The sequence below is a fragment of the Streptomyces sp. NPDC093064 genome (assembly GCF_044754605.1).
Lineage (GTDB): Bacteria > Actinomycetota > Actinomycetes > Streptomycetales > Streptomycetaceae > Streptomyces.
In genome coordinates this window covers 227,474-247,969 of sequence record NZ_JBIVPK010000009.1, presented here as the reverse complement: position 1 = coordinate 247,969, position 20,496 = coordinate 227,474, and the positions used below count along the sequence as shown (strand labels likewise).

The window sequence follows — 20,496 nt, the reverse complement described above, 5'->3', positions numbered from 1 at the left end:
GCCGGACGCCGAGCCCACACCGAACGCCACCGCGTCCTCGCCCTCTACGGCATCACATGATCAACCAGACATCCGAGGCAAACGCCGGGGCCCTGGCCTACCCCCCGTTCGTCTACCTGATCCTCCTCGCCTCGATCTCGATCTTCGACACTGCCGAGATGGCCTGTGCCAACTTCCAGCACGAGCACATGTGGAAGATCGTCCGTGAGGGCGTCCGACAGCACCGCGGCGACGCCGCAGCCGACGGCCTGCCCGAGACCGGTCCCCAGCGACACCACTGGCACGACTTCAGACCCAAGATGCTCGACGCGCTGCAGGACCTTCGAGAGGCCAGTCGCGACGCCTGGATCAACCAGGCCCTCGCGCAGGGAATGCTCGCCAGGAAACGGCGAGGCACCCTGGCCCGCCCGCACCGCAGCCAAGTCATCACCGGCGACGGAACAGTCGTGCGACCCGCCTCTGACCAGACAGAGGAATTCACCATCGACGAGAAGACCGGGGAACCGCGGCACCACCGGGTCGATCCGGACGCCACAATCCAATTGGAAGGCGGCGACCGAGAAATCTACGGCAACAAACTCGTCTCGCTCTCGGTCCGCGACGAATGTTCGCCGCACAGCCGAATCATTCTCAACGTGGACACCGCTCGGCACCAATCCAAGGAACTGGATCCAGACCGCCAGGAAGAAGCCAAAGTGGCCGTCCGTCTTGCCATGGAGATCCGCAAGCGCGCCCCAGGTAACCACACACTGGTCTACGACAAAGCCTGGCGCGGTATGCACCGATCTCGACTGATCGGAGCGGGATACCTGGTGTTCACGCGCCAGTACGACGGGCTCAGACCTCAACCGCTGAAGAAGTATCACTATGCAGCCGTGGGATGCACCCATGACGTCTACGCGGCCGAAGGACGCGCCTGCGAGCGACTGATCACCGTAGAAGGAAAAACTCTCTACACCCCGATCCCTGTTCGGGAGATCGAATACAGAAACGGAGGAGAGAGCCGTTTTTATCACATTCTTGAGATGCCCTGCCGCAACGGTCAACACGTGGAAAGAATTCCGGCTTACGAAACTCAGGAAGATAGATCGCTGGATCCAAGAACGAAGCGCATGAGGTTCAACAGGACCGAGCACCTTCGAATTATTCCGCCGGGCACTGAAGCCGGAGAACGCCTCATCGGGTTCCGCCAGGACAGCGAATCCGGATTCTCCACCCTGGACGAAACACACCGCCTCCGCCGGATCCCCGCGTACGGAGCCGACGGTGCTCTGCTCATCTACATCGGATACGCCTGGGCCAAGAACTCCGTGGCCCTCGGTATCACCCGCCGCACACGGTAGACGCAAAGCCGGTCTGTGCACGTCACCGCGTGACACACTCCGCCGGCCGGTGCAGGGCGCCTCGGCGCACAGGGGCGCGGCCACACAGCGGCAGCGCAGGACGCATCGGGGCGCTGCCGCAACCGCTAGACTGTGCGCGGTGCACCGCTTAGGTGGCGCGCCCTGTGGATGTCTGGGACCCCTTAGGGTCGGGATCCGCCCGGTATGGACGGATTTCCAACACCTTTACCCACACATCCCCGCCTTCGTAGCTCAGGGGATAGAGCACCGCTCTCCTAAAGCGGGTGTCGCAGGTTCGAATCCTGCCGGGGGCACCAGCGAAAAGGCCCCGGACCGATCATGGTCCGGGGCCTTTGACGGCAGTGTTTGACGGCAGTCGCCTCTTAGCAGGCGGCGAACGATTAACGCGCGGGCTTCATGACATGCCCCAGCACGACGAGTCCGACGCCGACCGTGAGTAGCGGCAGGGAGTGGACATTCCAGCTCACCAGCATGAGCAGGGCGCCGACGCCCCACAGTCTGGGCTGCCGCACTAGCCGGGGGAGCCACCGACCAGGCATCCGGCCGAGTAGCAGCGCATGCACCCCCAGCACAGCCCAAACCATAGCCAGCATGACCAGCACCAGAGCCACGGCTATGAACATCCCCACCCCCGTGTCAGCGACGACTCGCCAACAGTCTCTCAGGCGGCTGGCAGACGGCGTTTGAGCAGCCGGTCCATGTGGCTGATCGCTTCCCGTTGAGTGTCGTGCACGACGTGCGTGTACACGTCCATCGTGATGCTGATCTGGCTATGCCCAAGGATCTCCATGATGACCCGAGGCGCGACGCCGGCCGCCGTCAGCAGCGTGGCGCAGCCGTGCCGCGCATCGTGCAGTCGGACCACTCGCAGCCCCGCATCGGCCGCGACCCGCGTGAAGGACGGGTAGACGTTGCGCGGCTCGACCGGTCGGCCGTTCCGCGTGGCGAAGACGTAGCCGGTCTCGGACCAGGCGACGCCCGTATGCGCGAACGCCTCCCGCTGCCGCAGCCGATGCCAGCGCAGCGGCGCGATGCACAGCGCAGGCATCGGCACCACGCGGCTACGGCGGCTCTTGGGATCGTCGTCGTACAGCGTGCCCCTGCGGCGCTGGGTCTGCTGGCGGACGTGCAGCACCCGGTTTTCCAGGTCCACGTCCGACCAGCGCAGGCCCACCAGTTCACCGCGACGCAGACCCATGGCGACGGCCAGCACGAATGTGGCGTATAGCGGGTCGCGGCGCGCGGCTTCGAGGAAGGTCAGTTGTCCTGCTCGCCCCGCAGCGCGGACAGGTTGAGGCCGCCCGGCTGGACGACGTGTCCGCCAAGGCAGCCGGCCTGTCCTACGCCCGCCGCTGGGAGGCCGACCGCACCGCGTGCTGGTCTGCCGGTCCGCGAGCCAGGCTCCGACCGCCCGGTCCAGGGCGTCCGCGTCGATTCTGGCGAGCAGTCGCCGGATCGTGGATTCCGCGGGCCAGGACCGTTTCGGGACCAGCGGGTCGACGGCCGTGCCGAGCCGTTCGAGCAGGGCCGGCGGTGCGTCGGCCACCCATTCACTCACCGCGAGCAGGGATCGCGCTCCGGCGAGGACCGCGCAGGCCGTCAGTGCCAGGAGCGTCACGAGAGGGTGCCGTACTCCCCGCGGATCCCGCGGGTCCGGGACCTGCGCGAGGCGTTCCAGCAGATCCGGAAGATCGCTCCCGGACACTTCCGGATGCGGTCTGAGCTGTTGTAAGGCAGGGGAGATCAGAGATGATGCGTCGGCAGGCACGGGCAGTCCAAGGTCACAGAGCGTAGAGAACTCCGTGATCGCGGACGTCCGTGCCTTCTGTGTGCCGAACCCCGCCCAACATGACGAGACGTCAGCAACCGGGTCAGCCGACTACGCCGAAGTCCTGACCGAAGAGGGCGCGATAGTACGCGACTTCCAGTTAGCGCTCCATCCAGATGCTGCCGGGGGGTCTCCGTTGTTGCGTTGTCGGACCATCGGTTGGTTTCCGCTGCGCTCTTCGAGATGCACGACGAATGGATCGCCTTACCTCGCCGCCACCTCCCCGAAGGGGATATGGGTGATATCTACCGTAAACTCGCTTTTGGCTCCTCCGCGCTACCCAACGCACCGAAATGCAACCGCCAGTTGATCCCCAACACCATGACGAGGGACACTACCTGGCGGATGCGTGTTCCCGACCGAGTGGCACTCGCTTCGGTATCCTCCCGTGCAGGTCATCGGAGGCCATTTACCCAAAGATTACTGGGCAGTTGACCTCAGGGTTTCGTGGTAGCGTCCTTGTTCGGAGGGACAGTGCAACCTGAAAGGGAAATCGTGAACACGGAGAAGATCGCCGCTCGCCGCCTCTCGCTGGAAGAGGTGACGAAGCTCGGCGTGAAGGATAGGCTCTTCGTTTCCGCCGACACGGCAGAACTCAAGCTTCCCGACTGCTATGTCCCTGCTTTTCTGACCAAGTCCGGTGAGAATTTCGAGGGCGGCTCGATCACGGCGAGAACCGTATTCCAGGAAGAGGTCTCCTGCCTTCCCGACGACGAGAATGAAGCCGGAATCTACTTGGCCGACGAGAACGGCTCGGTGACCATCGAGGTCCTCCAGTCCGCCGGTGTCGTGCTGGACCTGGCACTTTTCGTCCCTGGTGGGGACAAGGGGGCCCTCACGGCCCTTTACGCTGCGGCCCGGCAGGCGTTCGGCGCCGACATCGTGCAGATCTGGCGCCAGGGCCTCAAGGAGGTTCCCGACGTGAAGGTCGACATCTTCGAGGAGCAGATTCCCCGGGGGCGCAAGGGGAGCGACAGCCCCAAGCGTGACCGTCGCGCGATCGACACCTACCCCACCCGTGCGGACTTCATCGAGTTCTCCGCGGGGTGGAAGCCGGTCGTTGAGATTCACAGGCCGATTGTTGACAACACCCCGACCATCTGAGGCGGCGTTACCTCTCGGTCTCGGCCTGAGAGAACGCCGAGAACGCATGCGCCGGACCCGGTCGACCCCTTAGCGGCCCAGGGAGCCGTCGGGAAATAACTCACGAACGCCGAACGCCGTTCCACTCGATGACCTCGCGAGACAGCCCGCCTGACCAAGATCAAAGCCTGAAGTTATTCTGCGACAGCCCTCAGGGCTTCGGCGTAGTCGAGTGACGTCCACTTCGTGCTCAGGCGAGGCCGAGGAGCGTGAGGGGTCGGCGGGCGTCACGCGCATTGCGGCGATGGCCGGAGGCGATGTTCTTCGCGCCGTTCAGTCGCAGGGCGCCGACCGCGAGGTTGCGCCAGGTCGCCATAGCGCGGGGTGCGCTGTCGGTCCACCACCGCGCACGCGGTCAGGTCGAGGACAACGGCCAGCGCGTGCCGCACTCCTCGCAGCCGGATCATCTGCTATCAGCCCGAACGCCCAGCCCAGCCGCTCATCCCATGCACGAGCGTCGTCCGCATCTGCACCTGTCTCTTCAGCCACGCAGGCGGCATCCCCCGGCACCGTCGGCTGGCTCCGCCCGACGGTGCGCGGAGACGCAGGCCACCGAGGCGCAATGGACATGAGACAGGAACCGTCCGCTCGCGCTCCCTTCACCGCAAGTGGTCACGAAACGGACGCCCGCCGACTACGCCGAAGCCCTGGTCAGCGACTTAGTTGCGACTTTCTCCACGGGTTCAAGGGCTCGCTTCGCTCGCCGTCGCTCCCGGCCTCCTGAACTGCAAGCAGTCCGATCAGGGATCGAAGGTGCCGCGCACAGCGCGGCGGCGCCGGTCGGTCGCCGCCGCGCCGCCCCTCCTTGCCTACGTCACCAGGGCGGCGCGCCGTCGCCCGCCCGCGCCCACAAGGGGGCGAAGACCAGGCCGGGGGGCGGAACTGAAACGGCACAGCCAAGGTCAGAACAGTGTCTCCGGCGGGGGATCGGCCGACACCGGGATGGAGGGGGCGCCGTACCCGACTGCGAGTCCGTTGTGGTGTGCGCGGGGAGCTCTCGTCCCGTACGCCATCGACCCAGGCAGAGCCGAGCAGACGTGGTCCATGGTGTGTGGGTCGACGGCGTACGGGATGAGAGCTGGGGTGGGTGGTGGCTCTCTCCTGGCTGGCCGGCTGCCGCCGCCTTCACCGCTGTTACGAGCGCAAGGCCGAACACTTCCTCGCCTGCACCCTCATTTGCATACGCTGCCTGACCCGCTGATGTGTCGCTGCAACAGCTTGGCTGCCAGGTCATGTCCGTAGTGAACGGCGAGGTCCATGGGCGCTCGCCCGTTGGGCCCCGGGAGTTGCGGGTCAGCGCCGAAGGCCAGGAGCACTGCGGTCGTATGCACAGTCAGCGGGCCACCGCTCTGCAAGGCGCCATCGCCTTCCGCGTCGATGGCGTGCGTCAGGAGCGTCATATTGCCGCATACCTCGTCAGGGTCGACCCCCTGGGCCAGCAGCTGAGCCAGGGTCTCTGCGTCCTCGTTCTCCACCGCTTCGTGAGCCGGTGTCCAGATACTCTCCACGGCGGCATTCAACCGTTGCCGCACCAGCCTGGCCAGCGCCTGCCCCAACTACAACGGCCTCGCTCCGGGGCTGGCGTCATGGTTCCGCCAGATCGTCGACGAGGCCGCGCGTGCTCACGGAATCAACCCCGACACAGCGACCTGGCAGTAGGGCGTCACCTGAGAGCCACCCCGCAGATCTGGGGTGGCTCTCGCGTATATGCCCGGATCGCCCTACCTCGGAGAATCACGATGGTGCACTCGAACGCCGTCCTCACCCCGCGCACGAGGCTCCGTCTCGCACGGATGATCGCGACCAGCCCTGGCGTGAACACGACATCCGGCGACGGGAAGAGAGAGTGTGACCACATACGTCAGAGACGGAGACCCCGTGACCGGCCCACCGGACGTCGGGCACGACGACCACGAGCACCACCACGATGACTCGTCCGCCATTGCCCAGTCCCTGCGGCGGCCCGAGGTCTTCGCCGTGTTGTACAACCGGTACGCCGCCGATGTCCACCGCTACGTCATGCGGCGGCTCGGCGACGCGGCCGCCGACGACGTTACCGCCGACACCTTCCTCGCGGCGTTCCGGGCCCGCTCGCGCTACGACCTGACCCGCACGAACGCCCGGCCCTGGTTCTACGGCATCGCCGCCAACCTGATCGGCAAGCAGCGCCGCACCGAGGAGCGCGCCCTGAGGGCGCTCGCCCGCACCGGCCACGACTCGGTCACCGAGTCCTGGGTCGATCACGCGGACGACCGGGTCACCGCGCAGGCCGCCCACCGCCTCCTCGCTGGCGCGCTCGCCTCGCTGTCCGGCGGCGACCGGCACGTACTGCTCCTCGTCGCATGGGCCGACCTCAGCTATCAGGAGGTCGCCGAGGCGCTCGCCATCCCGGTCGGCACCGTCCGTTCCCGACTCAACCGGGCGCGCAGGAAGGTGCGCTCCGCGCTGGGCGACGACCCCACTCTCGTGCAGGATTTCGCCCCGGAGGCCGGCCATGGATGAGATGACGACGCTGAAGAACTTCCGGCCGGACGCGCCCGCCCCTGACCGGGCCCGGCTGGCGCCTGGGCGGCAGAGGCTGCTGGACGCCGCCGCCGAACGGAGGCAGCGCCGCCGCTTTTGGCCACGGGCCGGCTGGAAGCTCGCCGCGGCGGGCGCTGCCGCCGGGGTGGCGGTGGCGGCGGTGCTGGTGGCGCAGGTGGCGCAGGTGGCGCCGACGACCGACACCCACCGGGTGGAGGCCGAGTACGCCACGTCTCCCGAACCCACCGACGGTCAGTGGCTCTACCAGAAGATCCTGACGCGGCAGTCGACGCTCAACTTCCGCGACGACCTTAATCCCGTTTCACAGAAGGGCGCCCCGGCATACTGGGAGCTCACGCAGGAGACCTGGACGCAGTACGGCAGCGGCAAGATCCGCCACATGCTGCCGCACGGCGTCCTGGATTCGGTGATCCGCGAGGCGGACGGCGGATCGCCGAAGAAGCTGCGTCAGAAGGTGGAGAAACTGCCGAGCGAGCCGCAACAGCTGCTGCGGTCTCTCTCTGAGGTGATCCGCCTCGGGGGCGATTACCAGCGGATCCAGTACACGTTCTCCAGCGCGGACACCATTCCGTTCGAGGTCCGCCTGTCGCTCTTCCGCGCGCTCAAAACGATCCCCGGCGTGGTGGTCCGTCCGCAGCTCGTCGAGGACGCGATGGGCAGGCCTGCCCTGGCCGTCCACCCCTCGGACGACAACCCGTTCACCAAGAAGACCCACCTCCGGGACGAGCTGCTCCTCGATCCAGAGACCTACGAGTACCGGGGTGAACGCACGATGATGCTCGTCGGCGGAATGATCGACTCCAAGGTCACGACAGAGGAAACCCTGATCAGCGTCTCAGCCGTGCAAAGGTTCGCGGCTGCCGTGAACGAGCCGGGCGTGCGTCCCTGAGCTTGTCTTCTCTGACAGCGAGGCCGATGACGGCACCACCAATCCCGCCGAAGCCCTCTTGCCGGCAGGAACGCGGACGAGGGCAGTATCGGCGCCTGTGACTGAGCGCCGTGGTTGGCCCGTCTGGCCAACCACGGCGCTCAGCGAGAAGACCTGGTTCGGGACTGGAAGGGGCCAGGACGCGGGCGGCGATTGTCTCGCGCGCGGCTGTGGAACGCGTGCGGGTTCTCGTTGGTTGGCGCTCCCGTGCATCCTGCCCCACGGAAGGATCAGGGCACCATCACCGTGGCTGCCTCACGCCGACGGCCTTGAACTCTTACAGAACGGGCGGACCAGGCGCACTCTTCCAGCCTCCAGCAAGGATGGCGCCTGACGGCAACAGCTGACGGCAACGTAGTGAGGTTCCCCCGCTGCGCGGGAGTGGCTGACTAGCTGGTCAGAGACGGTTGACGGGGTTTCAGGTTCACTTGTCCGGCCGCTGCCTGGTTGGCGTAGTGCTTCTCCTCGAACTCGATCGGGCTGAGGTAGCCGAGCCGCTTCTGGATGCGGCGGGGGTTGTAGAAGCCGTCGATGTACTCGAAGAGCGCGAGGTTCGCCTCGGCTCTGGTCGTGAAGACGCGGCCGCGGATGCACTCGGTCTTGATCAGCATCCACAGGTTCTCCGCCAGGGCGTTGTCGAACGAGTCGCCGACCGATCCCATGGATGCTTGGATTCCCGCTCTGACCAGGCGTGTTGTGAGCTTGATGGATGTGTATTGACCAGGTTCACCCTTCGCCGTTTCAGGGGTCGTGCCACACGCGTGCCACTACGGGCCCCCAGGGTCCTTCCCGGAGGAGTCGGAAGCCGCTCCCCCACCGCCCCGGATCATGGCACCAAGCCGGTCGGCAATGGCCCGGTCACGATCGCTGGTCATGTGCTGATAGATCAACGCGGCTCGTGAGCTGCTGCGGCCCATCCGCGTCACCGACTCCCGCGTGCTGGCCCCGGCAGTCGAGGCCAGCGTGTTGCCCGTGAGCCGAAGATCGTGGAAGTGCAGCTCGGCCGTGACGCCCGCAGCACTTCCGGGTCTTGACCCAGTCGTCCCGGACCGAAGCCCAGGGTGGTGAAGGCCGCCAGGGGCACGAGCATCGGGAAGCGCGGCCCGATCGCGTCGGCCATGACGAAGACCTCAGGCACCGTGCGAACCGGCCGCTCAGGCACGTCGTAGCGGTCTGCGCCCTTGATCCGGCAGGGGTTGCGCCGGATCAGCTCGTCGTCCACGGCGGTGTTCATCAGAGCCCGCAAGAGTTGGTACGCCTTGACCACCGTCAGACGACCGTCTTGAGCATGTGGCTGAAGCCATCCTCGACAGCGAGCCGCTTCCCGCTTGGGAACGCAATCAACTCCAGGGCGTGCTGTGGAGCCGATGCCATGGACCGCGGCTCGGCGCCGCGGTCCGTACCGGCGGTGCAGCGCTCAGGTGGTCAGCGGGCCTGGTCACCGTGCCCGGGGCCTGCGCGGGTCCGGTGGCCCACAGCTGGTCGACGCGCGAGCGCTCGGTGGCGTTCGGGTAGCGGTTGGTGCAGGACGGGCCGGCGTAGCCGCCCGACATCAGCTCACTGCACGGCCCGCTGTAGTCGTCCGGCAGGCCCAGCACGTGCCCGGTCTCGTGGGTGACGACGCGGACCGAGTCGTACTGCTGGTTCTGGGCGTAGTCGAGGAAGACGTAGCCACTTCCGTGGCCGTTGGTGGAGGCGTAGGACCCGCGCGGGTCGTTGCCCTCGTAGTAGGAGAAGTCGGCGCCGCTCGACGCCTCCTGGAGCTTGACGTTGGACTCGGAGCTGTTCCAGATCGAGGTCGCGCTCGATATCTGCGAACGGAAGCTCGGTGCCCGGGAGGCGTTGTAGTAGACAGTCACCGCCTGCGCGTTCGGCCGGGCGGCGCGCTTCTCGGCGACGGACTTGAGCACGGCCTCGAAGAACGCCTTGTTGTTCGCGGCCTCCTCAACCGACCCGGCGTACCGTGCCACGGAGGTACCGGCGGCAGCGGACGGGGTGGCGGCCGTCTGGGCGCTCGCCGGCACCGCCGCACCCAGCGCGCTGGAGGCCAGACCCAGGCCGAGAGCGAGGGCGAGGAGTCTCGCGGACGTTCGGGACGACTTCATGTGGGGGGCTCCTACTCACTCGGTGACGCCGAGCGCCCGGTGCGCGGTCGACTCTGCGTGAACACCGGTTCGCGTGAACACCGGTTCCGAACTGCGGCGACGTCCTGTGGGTCGTCATTCTTAGAACGGCTCGACAGGGAGCGCAAAGGGTCCCGCCACTACGTCGCCTCGTAGGTCCCGGGAGCCTCGCCAGGGCAGTGCACGGGTCTCCGGTCCGCACATGGCGGCAGGAGGGAAAGCTGTCGCGGCGTCAGAAGCCTTACATCACGGGGCAGCGGGCATGCGGGCCGGCCGGGCGGAATCCCGCGACGCGCGGCGGGATCCACATTCGGACCAAGACGGACAAATCCTCAAATGCCCGCCACGCCACGTCTACTAAGTGTGCCGGTTGATTGGTGGAGCGTTGTGACCGAGGTCATAGAAAATGGGCTTCCGTTTCTTTCGCGCTCCACCGGCCCCGAGTCGCCCCCAGGGAGTCACCCTCGGCGCCGGGCGGCTTCCCTCACCGCTGAGCCGCCGCCGCTCAATCCTGATCAGGATGGAAGCCGGGCCCGCCGTGCAGCCCGGCGAGCGGCGTGGAGGCGAGGTCGGTCGGTTCCTCGCCCGCCTCCAGCAGCGTGTCCGCCGCACCCAGTGGCTTCGGGACTATGCGGGCCGGGCTGTCGTCAGCCACGCGAACGAGGTGCGTGCACGGTTGTAGGGAGTAGTCGGGCTGACGTCCGAAAGCCGCTGACCGCCGGGTTGCTGCGTATGCGTCCCACTACCTTGATGCAGCTCCCAGCAACACGGCTGGGTGAACTGTGGCCTGCGGCGTAGCTCCAACCTGGCGAGGCCCGTCTCGTACGGCCTGGGAGACATCAATGCTGTGCTCGTATCGGAGCCTGAGCCGGCGGTGGTGGAGAGGGTTGCGGGAGATGTAGCGACGCTGCACGCGATCGGCGCCCGCCGCCGACCGGTGGGCATCGACCGGCGTCCCGGTCGACCACGAGGCGGTGGGCGGCGGTTTGGGATGTCGAGGCAATCGGTGCACTCCCGGGTGCGCAAGTACGAACACCGGGCCCCGACTTGAGTGACCGGAACCCCCACGGCGACCTCCATGACCGCGTGACACCGCTGCTCAACCCCACCAGCACGGCCCTGGCCCGGGCGGGCACGCCTCGCCGACTGCTCAGTGCGAGCGGTAACTGAGGAGATCGCCCGGCTGGCACTCCAGTACCTCGCAGAGGCGGCTCAGGGTGCTGAACCGCACGGCCCTTGCCCTGCCGTTCTTGAGGATCGACAAATTCACGTGGGTGACTCCGACCCGGTTGGCAAGTTCCGTCAAGGTCATCCCCCGCTCCTCGAGCAGCCGGTCGAGATGGACCTCGATCGCGTGCTCCTGCTTCTCCTCAGACATCAGACTGTCCCGTCGAGGTCCTCGCGCATGGTGATGCCGACGCGCATGATCCGGGCGAAGGAGAGGACGCCGAGGCCGGTGAGGATCGCCAGGAAGGGAACGTCCCACGACAGCAGTCCGGCGGGGACAGCGCTGATGTCACTGTTGAGCCTCAGGGTGGCGAGGAGAGCCTTCTCGGCCATGGAAGTAGCAATCGAGGTGAGCACACTGCCTGCCAGTATCCACCAACCCAGCCGGCGCAGCCGCTCTGCGGTCTGTGTGGCGTAGAGGCCGTCGCGCGCTGCACTTCGGATCACCCAGAGGGCGAGCAGGAGCGCTCCGACGACGAAGATGAAGGGAGCCAGCTGGGTTGCGGTGTTGAGCAGGCTCTGGACCGTACTGGGGGCTTCCGTGCAGTACTCCGGGTGGGCGTCCGTGGTGAACCTGGCCCCCGGAGCGGGTGCGAAGTCCGGGCTCGGCTGCCCATCGTCGCCGATCCTCGTGTTGGCATCCGTGGCACAAATGAACTTCTCGCCGATGCCGAGAACATGCACGTTGTCGGCGAACAGCGAGGCGAGCAGTCCCATGCCCATCAGCGCCGCGAGCAGCGTCAGGACGCCCGTAACCGCCGTCGATATCGGCTCCAGAGGATTGCGGACCTTCGGCACGACAACACCCACCCTTATCGATTATCGATGTTATCGAAAGACGATACAGAGACCTGCGCGGACTCGGCAACCCCGTGGTTACACGCCATCAGCTCTCCGGCAGCTCCTCCTTGTGGTGCGTGCGGTCACCGCTGTGGTGCTTCGAACGTTCGGCGCGTACGAGGTCGTCGAGCCCTGCGACCCCTGCGACGACCTCGCGTTGCCGGTCCTCGTCGGAGTGCTGATAGATCAGCGCCGCCCTCTCGGAGGACTGGCCGGCGCGCACCATCGTGTCCCGGAGGGTGGCACCCGAGCGGGTCGACAGGGTGTGTCCGGTGTGCCGAAGGTCGTAGAAACGGAAGCCTTCCGGGAGGCCGGCGACCGTGCGAGCCCGACGCCACTTCCGCCCGAACGAGGTGCGCCGGAAGGCCGCGCCCTTCTCGCCCACGAAGACCAGCCCATCGGGCCCCTTCTCGGCGAACCGGTCGAGGTGCCGCTTCACCTCCTTCTGGAGGAAAACCGGGAGGACGACGAGCCGGGCGCCCGCGTCGGACTTCGTCGGGCCGGGAGCCCGCTTGCCGTTGGTCCGCTCAGGCTCGGCGACCCGCACGCGGATCACGAGGTTGTCGGGGTCGACGTCACGTCGGCGAAGGCCGGCCAGTTCCTCGGGCCGCATCGGACCGTACGCGCCGAGGTAGACCATGAGCCGCCGGCGGATGCCGATCGCGTCCGCGAGCGCGTCGATCTGAGCGCGGTGGCGATGCGCCGTTCTGCCGCCGGCTCCTTGCCCGCCCCTGGAAAAGTCCCCACCCAAGTTGCTTCGGGACGAAGAGGCCACATGGACAAGTCGCGTCCCGGAGGTCGAGCGCGCCAAGATGGTTCGGCTCCTGGGACACCCTTTCGTTCCTGACCCGGAGCGCCGGCCGCACGCTGTAGTGGCGGCGGCTGCTGAGAGAAGGGGCCGACCTGGTCGAGCGGTCGTTCAGCGCCCGTAGACGTGACCTCGCACCAAGGGGTCGTTCTCCAGGATGAAGTCCGAGACCTGCCAGAACTCCGACAAGCGCGGATGCTGCAAGGCAGCTTCACGATCGAGCCTGCGGCCGAAGAGAGGCTCATCGGGATGCGCGAGACCTGCCGTGACCAGGGTGGACGCCGGCTCATCCTGGCCGACGACAGGGCCCACTCGGCAAGCGAACGAGACGTGATCGTCCCACTGGTCGGAGCCAACCCCCCAGGTCCCGAAGATCACGTCTATCCACGCGTCATGATCCTGGTCCCGGTGGTGGTAGCAGTTCGCGAAGTACACCGCGTACGGCGCGCCGTCCGAGTGGATGAAGTTCCAGGCTCGCTCGATGGGGGCACTGCAGCAGCCGCACGCGAACTCGCGGGTCTGCCGGTCGGGGCCAAAGGTCAGCGACATGACGCACATAATGAGGCACGGCCCGATCTCGGTAGACCTTGGGGCCGCTGGGCCGTCCCTGGGCCGTCCAAGGCCCCCCGAGGCCGACCAACGGCCACCGGCAGTGACAGACGAGCCGCAGCCGCCAGCGGCGAAACCCCAGGTCAGAGCCTCCCGGCCGCACGGGTTTCCGCCCAGGGGTGGCGGTACGGCAAGGAGGGGTGTTTCTTTCCTGGACTGCGGTGACGCAGTGACTGGCGCGCTGGGCGTGAGCGGGCCGGTGCGTCGGCGTCTTACGGCGCCCGTGGGACCGCGGGGTCAGCCGGGGATGTCGAGGATGACCTTCGCACCATGGGGGGTGTTGGCGGCGTGGACAGTGCCGTTGTGGGATGCGGCGACGGCGGCCACCAGGGCCAGGCCCAGGCCGGAGCCGGGGCTGGTGCGGCTGGTCTCGGCGCGGGCGAATCGGTCGAATGCCTTGGGAAGAAACTCCGTTGGGAAGCCCGGGCCCTGGTCTGTCACGGACAGCTGAAGCCGGCCCGCGGTCGCCTTGGCCTGGATCCGCACGTCGCCGTTGCCGTGGCGCAGGGCGTTGTCGATGAGGTTGGCGATGGCGGGCTCCACCCAGCGGGGGTCCACCTGGACCACCGCCGGGGCTGCGGCGACGATGAGGGCGCGGCCCTCGCGGGTGGCGGCCTTGTGGTGGCGGTCGGCCGCGGCGTGCACCAGGTCGGCCAGGTCGACGGGGGTGCGGCGGATCTGCTCGCCGCTGCCCAGCTGCTCCAGGTCGAGCAGGGCGTTGGACAGCTCGATCAAGCGGCGCACCTCGGTGTCGACCGCGCGCAGGGTTTCGGTGAGCTCCTCGGCGGTGCGCGGGCGGTGCAGGGCGAGGTCGAGTTCGGCGCGCAGCAGGGTGAGCGGAGTGCGCAGTTCATGGCTGGCGTCGGCGATGAACCGGTGCTCGCGTTCGGCGGATGCCTCCAGCCGGTCCAGCATCCGGTTGAGGGTGTGGCCGAGACGGGTGAGCTCGTCGTCGCGGTCGGCGGCCACTGGTAGGCGGAGTCCGTGGGCGCCGTCGGCGAGGGTGGCTGCGCCGCGGCGGTAGCGCTCGACGGGGCCGAGGGCGGCGCGGGCGGTGCGGTAGCCGACGTAGGAGGCGGCGAGCAGGGTCAGCGCGGAGGCGAGGCCCAGTTGTCCGAGCAGTTCGCGCAGGGCCTCGTCGCGATCGTCGCGTGCGACCGCGGCCACGGCGACCACGGTGCGGCCCGGCAGCTTCACGCCTATGGCTTCCAGGCGCAGGGGGTCCCGGCTGATCGGCAGGAGTGCTCCCTGGTCGCGCCGTAGGGTGCGGCCCTGGGCGACCGTCTTGAGCTCTGCGGAGGTGAGCAGGGGCCGGCCGCGTGTGGCGTCCCCGGCCTGCAACACCCGCCCGCGGGCATCCAGTACCTGGTAGGTGCTGCCCGTGGGACCGGCCGGGAGCTGTCCGCCGGTGCGTACAGCCTTGGCCAGGCTGTGCTGATAGGCCGTGAGGTTTTCGTCCAGTTGCCGGTCGAGGGCGTACTGGACGCGCCAGTACACGAGCGCGGCGGCGCCGCTGAGGACGACCGACATGGCCAGCGCGACGGCCAGAACCAGCCGCAGCACAATCGGCATCCGCCGTATTCGGGCACGCAGGCCGCCGACCGGAGCCAGGGGCGCGCTGCCCGGCAGGGTCATGTGCAGCGCTCCAGGCGGTAGCCCTCACCGCGGAGAGTGGTGATGCTGGCGCGGCCGAAGGCCCGATCGATCTTGGCGCGGACCTTGGAGACATGGACGTCTATCGCGTTGCTGCGCAGGTCGGTCTCGCCATCCCAGACTTCGTCCAGCAGCCGCAGTCGGCTGACCACCTTCCCGGCGTTGCGCATCAGCACGTGCAGGATCGCGAACTCGCGTTGGGAGAGCTCCAGTTCGGTGCTGGCGCGCCAGGCGCGGCGGCGCTCGGGGTCCAGGACCAGGTCGCCGACCTCGAGGCGGCCCTCGCTGTCGGTACGGCGGCGCGAGATCGCCCGCAGCCGGGCGTGCAGCTCCTCCAAGGCGAACGGCTTGACCACGTAGTCGTCGGCGCCCGCGTCCAGACCGGCGACCCGCTCGCTGACGGCGCCACGCGCGGTGAGCAGGATCACCGGCACATCGATGCCCTCGCTGCGCAGGGTCCGGCACACCTCGACACCGTCCGTGCCAGGCAGCATCACGTCCAGGACGACCGCGTCCACGCGCGGATCACGGGCAGCCTCCAGCCCTGAGGGACCGTCATGGCGGCCCTCCGCGCTGTGGCCGGACTCCTGCAGATAGCGGACGACCAGTTCGACCAGGCGCGTCTCGTCGTCGACAACCAGGAAGTGCACGCCGGTCAGCGTAACCGGACAGGCCCGCGGACCAGGCGGCACGGGTACGACGGACCGGCTCATGGAAACCTGCCGCAGCAGAGTCCGGCCGGGGCGGTGACACCCCGGCCGGGAGCCTGCCGGTGCACGCCTGTCACGTCACGTTGCGGGCTCAAGCAAGCCGTCCAGGCGTGTGGGAGTTTGACTGCAGAAACGCGCTGGGGCCGACCCGGTCCATCACACAAGGCCGGCACTCTGCGAGGCGCGTGCCAGGGCTTCGGCGTGCCGTTACGGGTGGTCCGGGTCGAGGGTGCCGTCGAACTCGAACACGGGGTTGGGGACGTCCTTCCCGGCCTTGTCGGTGATGGTCGCCATGCCGATGAGCTTGGAGGGGCCGCTGGCGACGTAGCTGGAGTCGGCGTTGATCTTCATTTCGAACTTCCCGATCTGCACCTGGTGGGTGTTGTCGTGGAAGGTGACCATGCAGATCCAGTCGGAGCCGGAGCCTACGTCGGCGACGTTCGGGCCGCCGCGGTCGCAGTCCGCGGAAGCGTCGATTCCGGCGACGGTGACGTCGGGGATGCCGAGGATGACGGCCTGCTGCACGTACAGGTTCGCGAACGTCGGGGCCAGTGCCTGCTCCGCGCGGTGCTTGGTGACGTCGGGTGTGCTGAAGGCGGTCGACACGGCCACAGCGGCGGCCGCGGCACCGAGGACCAGGCCGCGAGCGAGGAGTCGGGTGCGGATCATGGGTCAGCCTCCTGTGATGTCGCGGCGGCGCAGCGAGACGTAGGCGCATGCCAGGCAGACGGCGGTCCAGCCGGCGCTGACCGCCAGGCCGAACGTGAGCGGGCCGTAGAAGCGGTGCTCGGTGAGCAGTCCGTGCCACGAATCCAGCGGTGTGGTCAGCAGGAACCGGCGGGTCAGATCGATGCCGCCGAGGGTGCCGATCAGCTGCATGATCAGTGCGAGCGCGACCGGTGCGGCGACCCCCGCGGCCGGGTTGCGCGTCTTGACCGACAACAGGATGCTCAGCGCGGTGAACCCGACTTGCGGTGCCAGGGCGGTTGCCCAACTGGCGAGGACCAGTGGGAACGCCGTGCCGGAGGGAATGGCCTGGCCGCTGAGGCCGGTCAGGGGCTGCGAGCCGATGATCAGCAGGCTGGAGACGATGGTGCTCGCTGCGAGTACGACCATCGAGACGAGGGTGAACATGGTCGCGGCGAGGGTTTTGGCCCAGAAGATCTGGCTGCGGGTGACCGACCGGGTCAGGATGGTCTTCCAGGTGCCGTGCTGGTCCTCATTGGCGAAGATGTCGCCGGCGACGAGGGCCGCCAGTATCGGGAAGATCCACTGTGAGCCGAAGGCGAGGATGAACAGCGGCCCTGCGTATCCGCTGGTGTGAATCTGCCGGCCATAAATCGTGTCGGAGGGTGTCTGCTGCTGCGCGTGGAACACAAGCACGATGGCGATCGGTGCGATGAGGCAGACGAGAAGTGCGTAGCGGCTGCGGGCCTGTGCGACGAGTTTGGCGACTTCCCAGCGCAGGACGGTCCCGGTGCCGGGGCGCCGGGTGGTGCGCTCGGGTGCTGCGGCCGTGGTCGGCATGGAGGTGAGGGGCGCGCTGGTGGTGGTCGAGGTCATCGCTGCGCTCCGCTGCCGACTGGGGCGTCGAGTTGGGGGGTGGGTGCGTTCGGTGTGGGCTCGGTGAGCATGAAGAACAGTGCTTCCAACGGCGTCTCGTCGAGGCTCAGTCCACGCAGGGCGATGCCGGCCCCGACAGTGTCGGTGATCAGGTCGTCGATGTCCCCCTGCGGTCCCCGTACGGCGAGGCCGTTTTCGATAGGGGTGACGTCGAGTCCGCGAGCGCGGGCGAGTGCCTCGGCGGCGGTGTCGTCCGTGGTGGTGATGCGGTGGGCCTGGGCGGGAGCCTGTTCGCGCAGGGCGGCGATCGAGCCGTGGTAGGCGACCGTTCCGGTGCGCATGATGGTGACGTCGTCGCAGATCTGCTCGACTTCACCCATGTCGTGGCTGCTGAGCAGCACGGTCAGGCCGCTGGAGGCAAGGCGTTTGACCAGGGCACGCATGTCGCGGATGCCGGCGGGGTCCAGCCCGTTGGCAGGTTCGTCAAGGACGAGGAGTTTCGGGTCACGCACCAGCGATGCGGCGACGCCCAGGCGCTGGCGCATGCCGAAGGAGTAGCCGCCCACCTTGTGGCGCTGCCGGTCGGTGAGGTCGACGATGTCGAGGACCTCGTCAATACGCTCGGGCGCGACACCGCCGTCGAGTCCGGCGAGGAGTTGCAGGTTTCTCCGGCCACTGAGGCCGGGGTAGAACTTCGGGCTCTCGATGAAGCCGGCCACACCCTCCAACACTGCGACGCCGTGCTTGTCCCATGTACGGCCGAAGACTTCCAGAGTGCCGCTGTCGGGACGGATGAGTCCGAACAGCATCCGCAAGAACGTGGTCTTCCCGGCGCCGTTGGGGCCGAGAAGGCCATAAACCTCGCCTTGGGCGACCTTGATGGAGATCCGGTCGATCGCAGTCAACGTGCCGTAAGTCTTAGTGAGGTTGGCGGCATTGACCGCCAGCACTTCGCTCATGGAGCAGCACCCTAGGGACGGCGCATGAAGCGGTGATGAAGCCTGTGACGGGCGCGCTCCAGAGGCCGGAGGAGAGAGGACCGGACCGCGCCGCCGCCGTCCCGACGCTCCGTAGGCCCCGTAGTTCGGGACGAAGAGGTCGCGTGCCACAGCCGTGCCGGATACGGGGGTCAGCCGTGGTCAACAAGGGTGTCTGGCGGGCGTATCCATGTCTGCTGGTTCGGCCATGAAAGCCGCAGGTCACAGGCAAGGCTGGGCCTTTGACATGCACTTCTGACATCGACGCGGGCGGTCACTGATGACCGGCGCCTCGCCCGCCGCGGCGGTGGCGCAAGCCTGTCGGCCTGGGCTACGAGAGGTCCGCCCGCATCTTCTACGGGCAGCCTTGGCAGTCCGAGGCGTGGAGGTGGACGCCAGCCATGGAGGCCGCGCCCGCGCACGTCCGACAACTGGCCACCATGGTCAGGCGGCTTGCTGATGTCCGACATCAACGGCTGTCATCAACGGCGCCGGACGGAGGCGCACACCAGCGTCTCCGTCCGGTTGTCGCACCCGCCCAAGTTGCTTCGGCACGAAGAGGTAGCAGGTTCGAAACCCGCCACCCCCGACAGTGCAGTCTCAGGTCAGCCACCTACTGGTCGTCAGGAGGTGGCTGACCTGTTTGGCCTGCCTGTCTACGGGGTGAGCCAGGGCCTCTGGCGTTTGTCGTGGATCACTTCAGGACGTTCAGGAAGTTGGTGGCGTCGTCGACGAAGTACACGGCGTCACGGTCCCGGTCGACCGCCAGGCCGAACAGCGCGCCCGCGCCGGGCGGGGAGCCGCTTTTGTCGAGCCGGCGGAAGGCCACTTGGCGGCCTGCCGGTGTGGTCTCGACGATGTTGCCGTCACCGCCGTTGACGGTCAGGATGTGGCCGTTGGGCGCGATGGCCAGGCCGAGGGGACCGTTGAGCCTGCCGCCCCTGCTGACCACCCGGCCAGTGCCGGCGCTGGATTCCCGGGTCACCGCGCGCGGGATGACGGTGATCCGGTTCTTGACCGTGTCGGCGACGTAGAGCGAGCCGTCCTTGGCGAGGCCGACGCCGGTCGGGCCGATCACCAGGGCGGCGGGGTCGGTCTTCTGGGCGAAGCCCGAGCCGATCTTGGTGGTCTTCAGCCGCTGCGGCGGCTGGTCGCCATGGCGCTTGAGGGTGATGCGCAGGACGGTGCCCCGGTCCACTTCGCTGCCGTCGCCCGCCACGGTCCCGTTGAGCACGTTGGTGACGAACAGGTCGGTACGGTCGCCGTAGCTCACGGCGGTCATGTCCCACGGTCCGTTGATGCCGCCTCCGGCGAACGTCTCGCGGACCTTGCCGTGACTGTCCAGTACGAGCAGGCAGCCCGCCCGGGCGGTGGCGGAGGTGCCATCGGCGGTCGGAAGACTGCCGACCACCACCCACCCGCCGGGCAGGATGCTCAGGGCGGTCGTGAGACCCACACCACCGGGGCAGCGGCCGGGCAGGTGGGCCGGGTCGATCCGGGCGAACAGCGTGGCGGTGCCGCGCGGGCTGATCTGGACCAGGGTGGTGCCCGTGCCCTGCTGGTTCTGACTGTTGTTGAAGTTGCTGACCAGTACGTTGCCTTTGTGGAGCTTCCCGGCGTCACGCGGGACCACGGCCGTGCCGTAGGGGTTCACGTCGCCGTTCGCGGGGACCGTGGAGGCGATCTCACGCACCGTGTGCAAACGGCCGAGGAACGTCCCACCGGCCGAGGCCGCGCCTGCCGCAGACGTCACTGAGATCACCACGGCGGCTGTCAGGGTTGACAGCCTTCGCGCCAGCGGTGACAGAAAGTTAGTGCTCATAAGCGGTACGTTAAAAGTGATGGTGGGATGTGACGCGCACGAACACGCTCCACCTTCGGGCATTTCGCTCCGCAAGCAGCCGAAGTGCGCCAGTTTGGAGGACGTCACGCAATCGGCCGTTGCTACCGAGAACGGGTACGTCGTGGCCGGGGATCGGCACCCTCGCACCCTGAGCGGCCTCTGCTGATCGCTGATGCGGACCGCTCGTCCGAACTGCCGATCGGCCGTCGATGCCACCACGCGGGCGGCGCTGACAGATCTCACTCCTGGCCGTCGGCGAAGCCCCGCCGTTGGTCAGGTCCGGGTTGGCCCCGAGGGGGCTCTCACCAGCGCCAACCCAGCTCACCAAGACCGGGG

20 protein-coding genes, 1 tRNA gene and 4 pseudogenes are annotated in these 20,496 nt (G+C 67.8%); 6 read left to right on the top strand and 19 right to left on the bottom strand.

The annotated features are described in order from the left end of the window. Positions 1 to 56 precede the first annotated feature (56 nt). Positions 57 to 1,343, top strand: coding sequence for a hypothetical protein (locus ACIQFZ_RS14535; RefSeq protein ID WP_402691331.1), 1,287 nt, complete (start codon positions 57 to 59; stop codon positions 1,341 to 1,343). 241 nt (positions 1,344 to 1,584) lie between these two features. Continuing rightward, positions 1,585 to 1,660: transfer RNA gene (locus ACIQFZ_RS14530), tRNA-Arg, on the top strand. Positions 1,661 to 1,744: 84 nt separating this feature from the next. Here the strand turns inward: ACIQFZ_RS14530 and ACIQFZ_RS14525 are convergent. The 3 genes and pseudogenes from ACIQFZ_RS14525 to ACIQFZ_RS14515 form a co-directional block, all read right to left on the bottom strand. Beyond that, positions 1,745 to 1,936 (bottom strand): hypothetical protein, encoded by a 192-nt coding sequence (locus tag ACIQFZ_RS14525; protein WP_365429830.1) that lies wholly within the window; start codon positions 1,934 to 1,936, stop codon positions 1,745 to 1,747. Between the two features lie 89 nt (positions 1,937 to 2,025). Beyond that, positions 2,026 to 2,625 (bottom strand): annotated as a pseudogene (locus tag ACIQFZ_RS14520) (site-specific integrase); the annotation flags it as partial. Between the two features lie 144 nt (positions 2,626 to 2,769). Beyond that, positions 2,770 to 3,069, bottom strand: a pseudogene (locus ACIQFZ_RS14515) (transposase family protein); the annotation flags it as partial. Between the two features lie 618 nt (positions 3,070 to 3,687). On the opposite strand from ACIQFZ_RS14515, the gene ACIQFZ_RS14510 reads away from it, so the two are divergent. Beyond that, on the top strand, positions 3,688 to 4,296 hold the full coding sequence (locus tag ACIQFZ_RS14510) for a hypothetical protein (protein WP_365429824.1): 609 nt from the start codon (positions 3,688 to 3,690) through the stop codon (positions 4,294 to 4,296). Positions 4,297 to 4,525: 229 nt separating this feature from the next. Here the strand turns inward: ACIQFZ_RS14510 and ACIQFZ_RS14505 are convergent, their stop codons facing one another. After that, a complete protein-coding gene (locus ACIQFZ_RS14505) occupies positions 4,526 to 4,651 on the bottom strand; it encodes a hypothetical protein (protein ID WP_301184395.1) in 126 nt (41 codons plus the stop codon). A gap of 768 nt (positions 4,652 to 5,419) precedes the next feature. Here ACIQFZ_RS14505 and ACIQFZ_RS14500 point away from each other — a divergent pair. Then, positions 5,420 to 5,536: pseudogene (locus tag ACIQFZ_RS14500) on the top strand (IS5/IS1182 family transposase); the annotation flags it as partial. Here the strand turns inward: ACIQFZ_RS14500 and ACIQFZ_RS14495 are convergent. Next, positions 5,508 to 5,843 (bottom strand): ankyrin repeat domain-containing protein, encoded by a 336-nt coding sequence (locus ACIQFZ_RS14495; RefSeq protein WP_365437280.1) that lies wholly within the window; start codon positions 5,841 to 5,843, stop codon positions 5,508 to 5,510. The pseudogene ACIQFZ_RS14500 and the gene ACIQFZ_RS14495 overlap by 29 nt on opposite strands. A 370-nt stretch (positions 5,844 to 6,213) precedes the next feature. Here ACIQFZ_RS14495 and ACIQFZ_RS14490 point away from each other — a divergent pair, with 370 nt between their 5' ends. Together ACIQFZ_RS14490 and ACIQFZ_RS14485 are read left to right on the top strand one after the other, a co-directional pair. Further along, positions 6,214 to 6,837, top strand: a complete 624-nt coding sequence (locus ACIQFZ_RS14490; RefSeq protein WP_365776160.1) for an RNA polymerase sigma factor — start codon at positions 6,214 to 6,216, stop codon at positions 6,835 to 6,837. Then, on the top strand, positions 6,830 to 7,768 hold the full coding sequence (locus ACIQFZ_RS14485; protein WP_402691330.1) for a hypothetical protein: 939 nt from the start codon (positions 6,830 to 6,832) through the stop codon (positions 7,766 to 7,768). The genes ACIQFZ_RS14490 and ACIQFZ_RS14485 overlap by 8 nt, the downstream gene beginning before the upstream one ends. A gap of 428 nt (positions 7,769 to 8,196) precedes the next feature. Here ACIQFZ_RS14485 and ACIQFZ_RS14480 read toward each other — a convergent pair whose 3' ends face one another. From ACIQFZ_RS14480 to ACIQFZ_RS14415, 14 genes and pseudogenes are all read right to left on the bottom strand, one after another. After that, a complete protein-coding gene (locus ACIQFZ_RS14480; RefSeq protein WP_402691337.1) occupies positions 8,197 to 8,481 on the bottom strand; it encodes an IS3 family transposase in 285 nt (94 codons plus the stop codon). Positions 8,482 to 8,729: 248 nt separating this feature from the next. Continuing rightward, positions 8,730 to 9,029 carry a hypothetical protein gene (locus tag ACIQFZ_RS14475; RefSeq protein WP_383056188.1) on the bottom strand — a complete coding sequence of 100 codons (300 nt, stop codon included), beginning with the start codon at positions 9,027 to 9,029 and terminating at the stop codon, positions 8,730 to 8,732. Between the two features lie 118 nt (positions 9,030 to 9,147). Then, positions 9,148 to 9,912, bottom strand: coding sequence for a snapalysin (gene snpA / locus ACIQFZ_RS14470; RefSeq protein WP_402691329.1), 765 nt, complete (start codon positions 9,910 to 9,912; stop codon positions 9,148 to 9,150). A 523-nt stretch (positions 9,913 to 10,435) separates the two neighbouring features. Continuing rightward, positions 10,436 to 10,585 carry a hypothetical protein gene (locus ACIQFZ_RS14465; RefSeq protein ID WP_376652025.1) on the bottom strand — a complete coding sequence of 50 codons (150 nt, stop codon included), beginning with the start codon at positions 10,583 to 10,585 and terminating at the stop codon, positions 10,436 to 10,438. A 495-nt stretch (positions 10,586 to 11,080) separates the two neighbouring features. Further along, positions 11,081 to 11,308: a helix-turn-helix transcriptional regulator gene (locus ACIQFZ_RS14460; RefSeq protein ID WP_365433517.1), complete on the bottom strand. Its 228-nt coding sequence runs from the start codon at positions 11,306 to 11,308 to the stop codon at positions 11,081 to 11,083. Further along, positions 11,308 to 11,967: a DUF2975 domain-containing protein gene (locus ACIQFZ_RS14455; protein WP_383056190.1), complete on the bottom strand. Its 660-nt coding sequence runs from the start codon at positions 11,965 to 11,967 to the stop codon at positions 11,308 to 11,310. Before ACIQFZ_RS14455 ends, ACIQFZ_RS14460 begins: the two co-directional genes overlap by 1 nt. Positions 11,968 to 12,043: 76 nt before the next feature. Then, positions 12,044 to 12,729, bottom strand: a pseudogene (locus tag ACIQFZ_RS14450) (tyrosine-type recombinase/integrase); the annotation flags it as partial. A 187-nt stretch (positions 12,730 to 12,916) separates the two neighbouring features. Then, entirely contained in the window at positions 12,917 to 13,354 is a 438-nt protein-coding gene (locus tag ACIQFZ_RS14445) for a hypothetical protein (protein ID WP_365776149.1), read from the bottom strand. A gap of 297 nt (positions 13,355 to 13,651) precedes the next feature. Next, positions 13,652 to 14,986: an ATP-binding protein gene (locus ACIQFZ_RS14440; RefSeq protein WP_402691328.1), complete on the bottom strand. Its 1,335-nt coding sequence runs from the start codon at positions 14,984 to 14,986 to the stop codon at positions 13,652 to 13,654. A 59-nt stretch (positions 14,987 to 15,045) separates the two neighbouring features. Next, on the bottom strand, positions 15,046 to 15,717 hold the full coding sequence (locus ACIQFZ_RS14435; protein ID WP_365426989.1) for a response regulator transcription factor: 672 nt from the start codon (positions 15,715 to 15,717) through the stop codon (positions 15,046 to 15,048). Between the two features lie 267 nt (positions 15,718 to 15,984). After that, positions 15,985 to 16,446: a hypothetical protein gene (locus tag ACIQFZ_RS14430; RefSeq protein WP_383056196.1), complete on the bottom strand. Its 462-nt coding sequence runs from the start codon at positions 16,444 to 16,446 to the stop codon at positions 15,985 to 15,987. A 3-nt stretch (positions 16,447 to 16,449) separates the two neighbouring features. Then, positions 16,450 to 17,340 carry an ABC transporter permease gene (locus ACIQFZ_RS14425; protein WP_402691327.1) on the bottom strand — a complete coding sequence of 297 codons (891 nt, stop codon included), beginning with the start codon at positions 17,338 to 17,340 and terminating at the stop codon, positions 16,450 to 16,452. After that, positions 17,337 to 18,299 carry an ABC transporter ATP-binding protein gene (locus ACIQFZ_RS14420; RefSeq protein ID WP_365426998.1) on the bottom strand — a complete coding sequence of 321 codons (963 nt, stop codon included), beginning with the start codon at positions 18,297 to 18,299 and terminating at the stop codon, positions 17,337 to 17,339. The genes ACIQFZ_RS14425 and ACIQFZ_RS14420 overlap by 4 nt, the downstream gene beginning before the upstream one ends. A 712-nt stretch (positions 18,300 to 19,011) precedes the next feature. Next, complete coding sequence (locus ACIQFZ_RS14415) at positions 19,012 to 20,070, bottom strand: hypothetical protein (RefSeq protein WP_402691326.1); 1,059 nt, start codon at positions 20,068 to 20,070, stop codon at positions 19,012 to 19,014. Positions 20,071 to 20,496: the final 426 nt, after the last annotated feature.

What these genes read in the sequence shown, in the direction of transcription:
- ACIQFZ_RS14485 (WP_402691330.1), top strand. Translation starts at nt 6,830, where the DNA reads ATGGATGAGATGACGACGCTGAAGAACTTCCGGCCGGACGCGCCCGCC.
- ACIQFZ_RS14420 (WP_365426998.1), bottom strand. Translation starts at nt 18,299, where the DNA reads ATGAGCGAAGTGCTGGCGGTCAATGCCGCCAACCTCACTAAGACTTAC.
- snpA (WP_402691329.1), bottom strand. Translation starts at nt 9,912, where the DNA reads ATGAAGTCGTCCCGAACGTCCGCGAGACTCCTCGCCCTCGCTCTCGGC.
- ACIQFZ_RS14535 (WP_402691331.1), top strand. Translation starts at nt 57, where the DNA reads ATGATCAACCAGACATCCGAGGCAAACGCCGGGGCCCTGGCCTACCCC.
- ACIQFZ_RS14505 (WP_301184395.1), bottom strand. Translation starts at nt 4,651, where the DNA reads ATGGCGACCTGGCGCAACCTCGCGGTCGGCGCCCTGCGACTGAACGGC.
- ACIQFZ_RS14460 (WP_365433517.1), bottom strand. Translation starts at nt 11,308, where the DNA reads ATGTCTGAGGAGAAGCAGGAGCACGCGATCGAGGTCCATCTCGACCGG.
- ACIQFZ_RS14445 (WP_365776149.1), bottom strand. Translation starts at nt 13,354, where the DNA reads ATGTCGCTGACCTTTGGCCCCGACCGGCAGACCCGCGAGTTCGCGTGC.
- ACIQFZ_RS14430 (WP_383056196.1), bottom strand. Translation starts at nt 16,446, where the DNA reads ATGATCCGCACCCGACTCCTCGCTCGCGGCCTGGTCCTCGGTGCCGCG.
- ACIQFZ_RS14425 (WP_402691327.1), bottom strand. Translation starts at nt 17,340, where the DNA reads ATGACCTCGACCACCACCAGCGCGCCCCTCACCTCCATGCCGACCACG.
- ACIQFZ_RS14440 (WP_402691328.1), bottom strand. Translation starts at nt 14,986, where the DNA reads ATGCCGATTGTGCTGCGGCTGGTTCTGGCCGTCGCGCTGGCCATGTCG.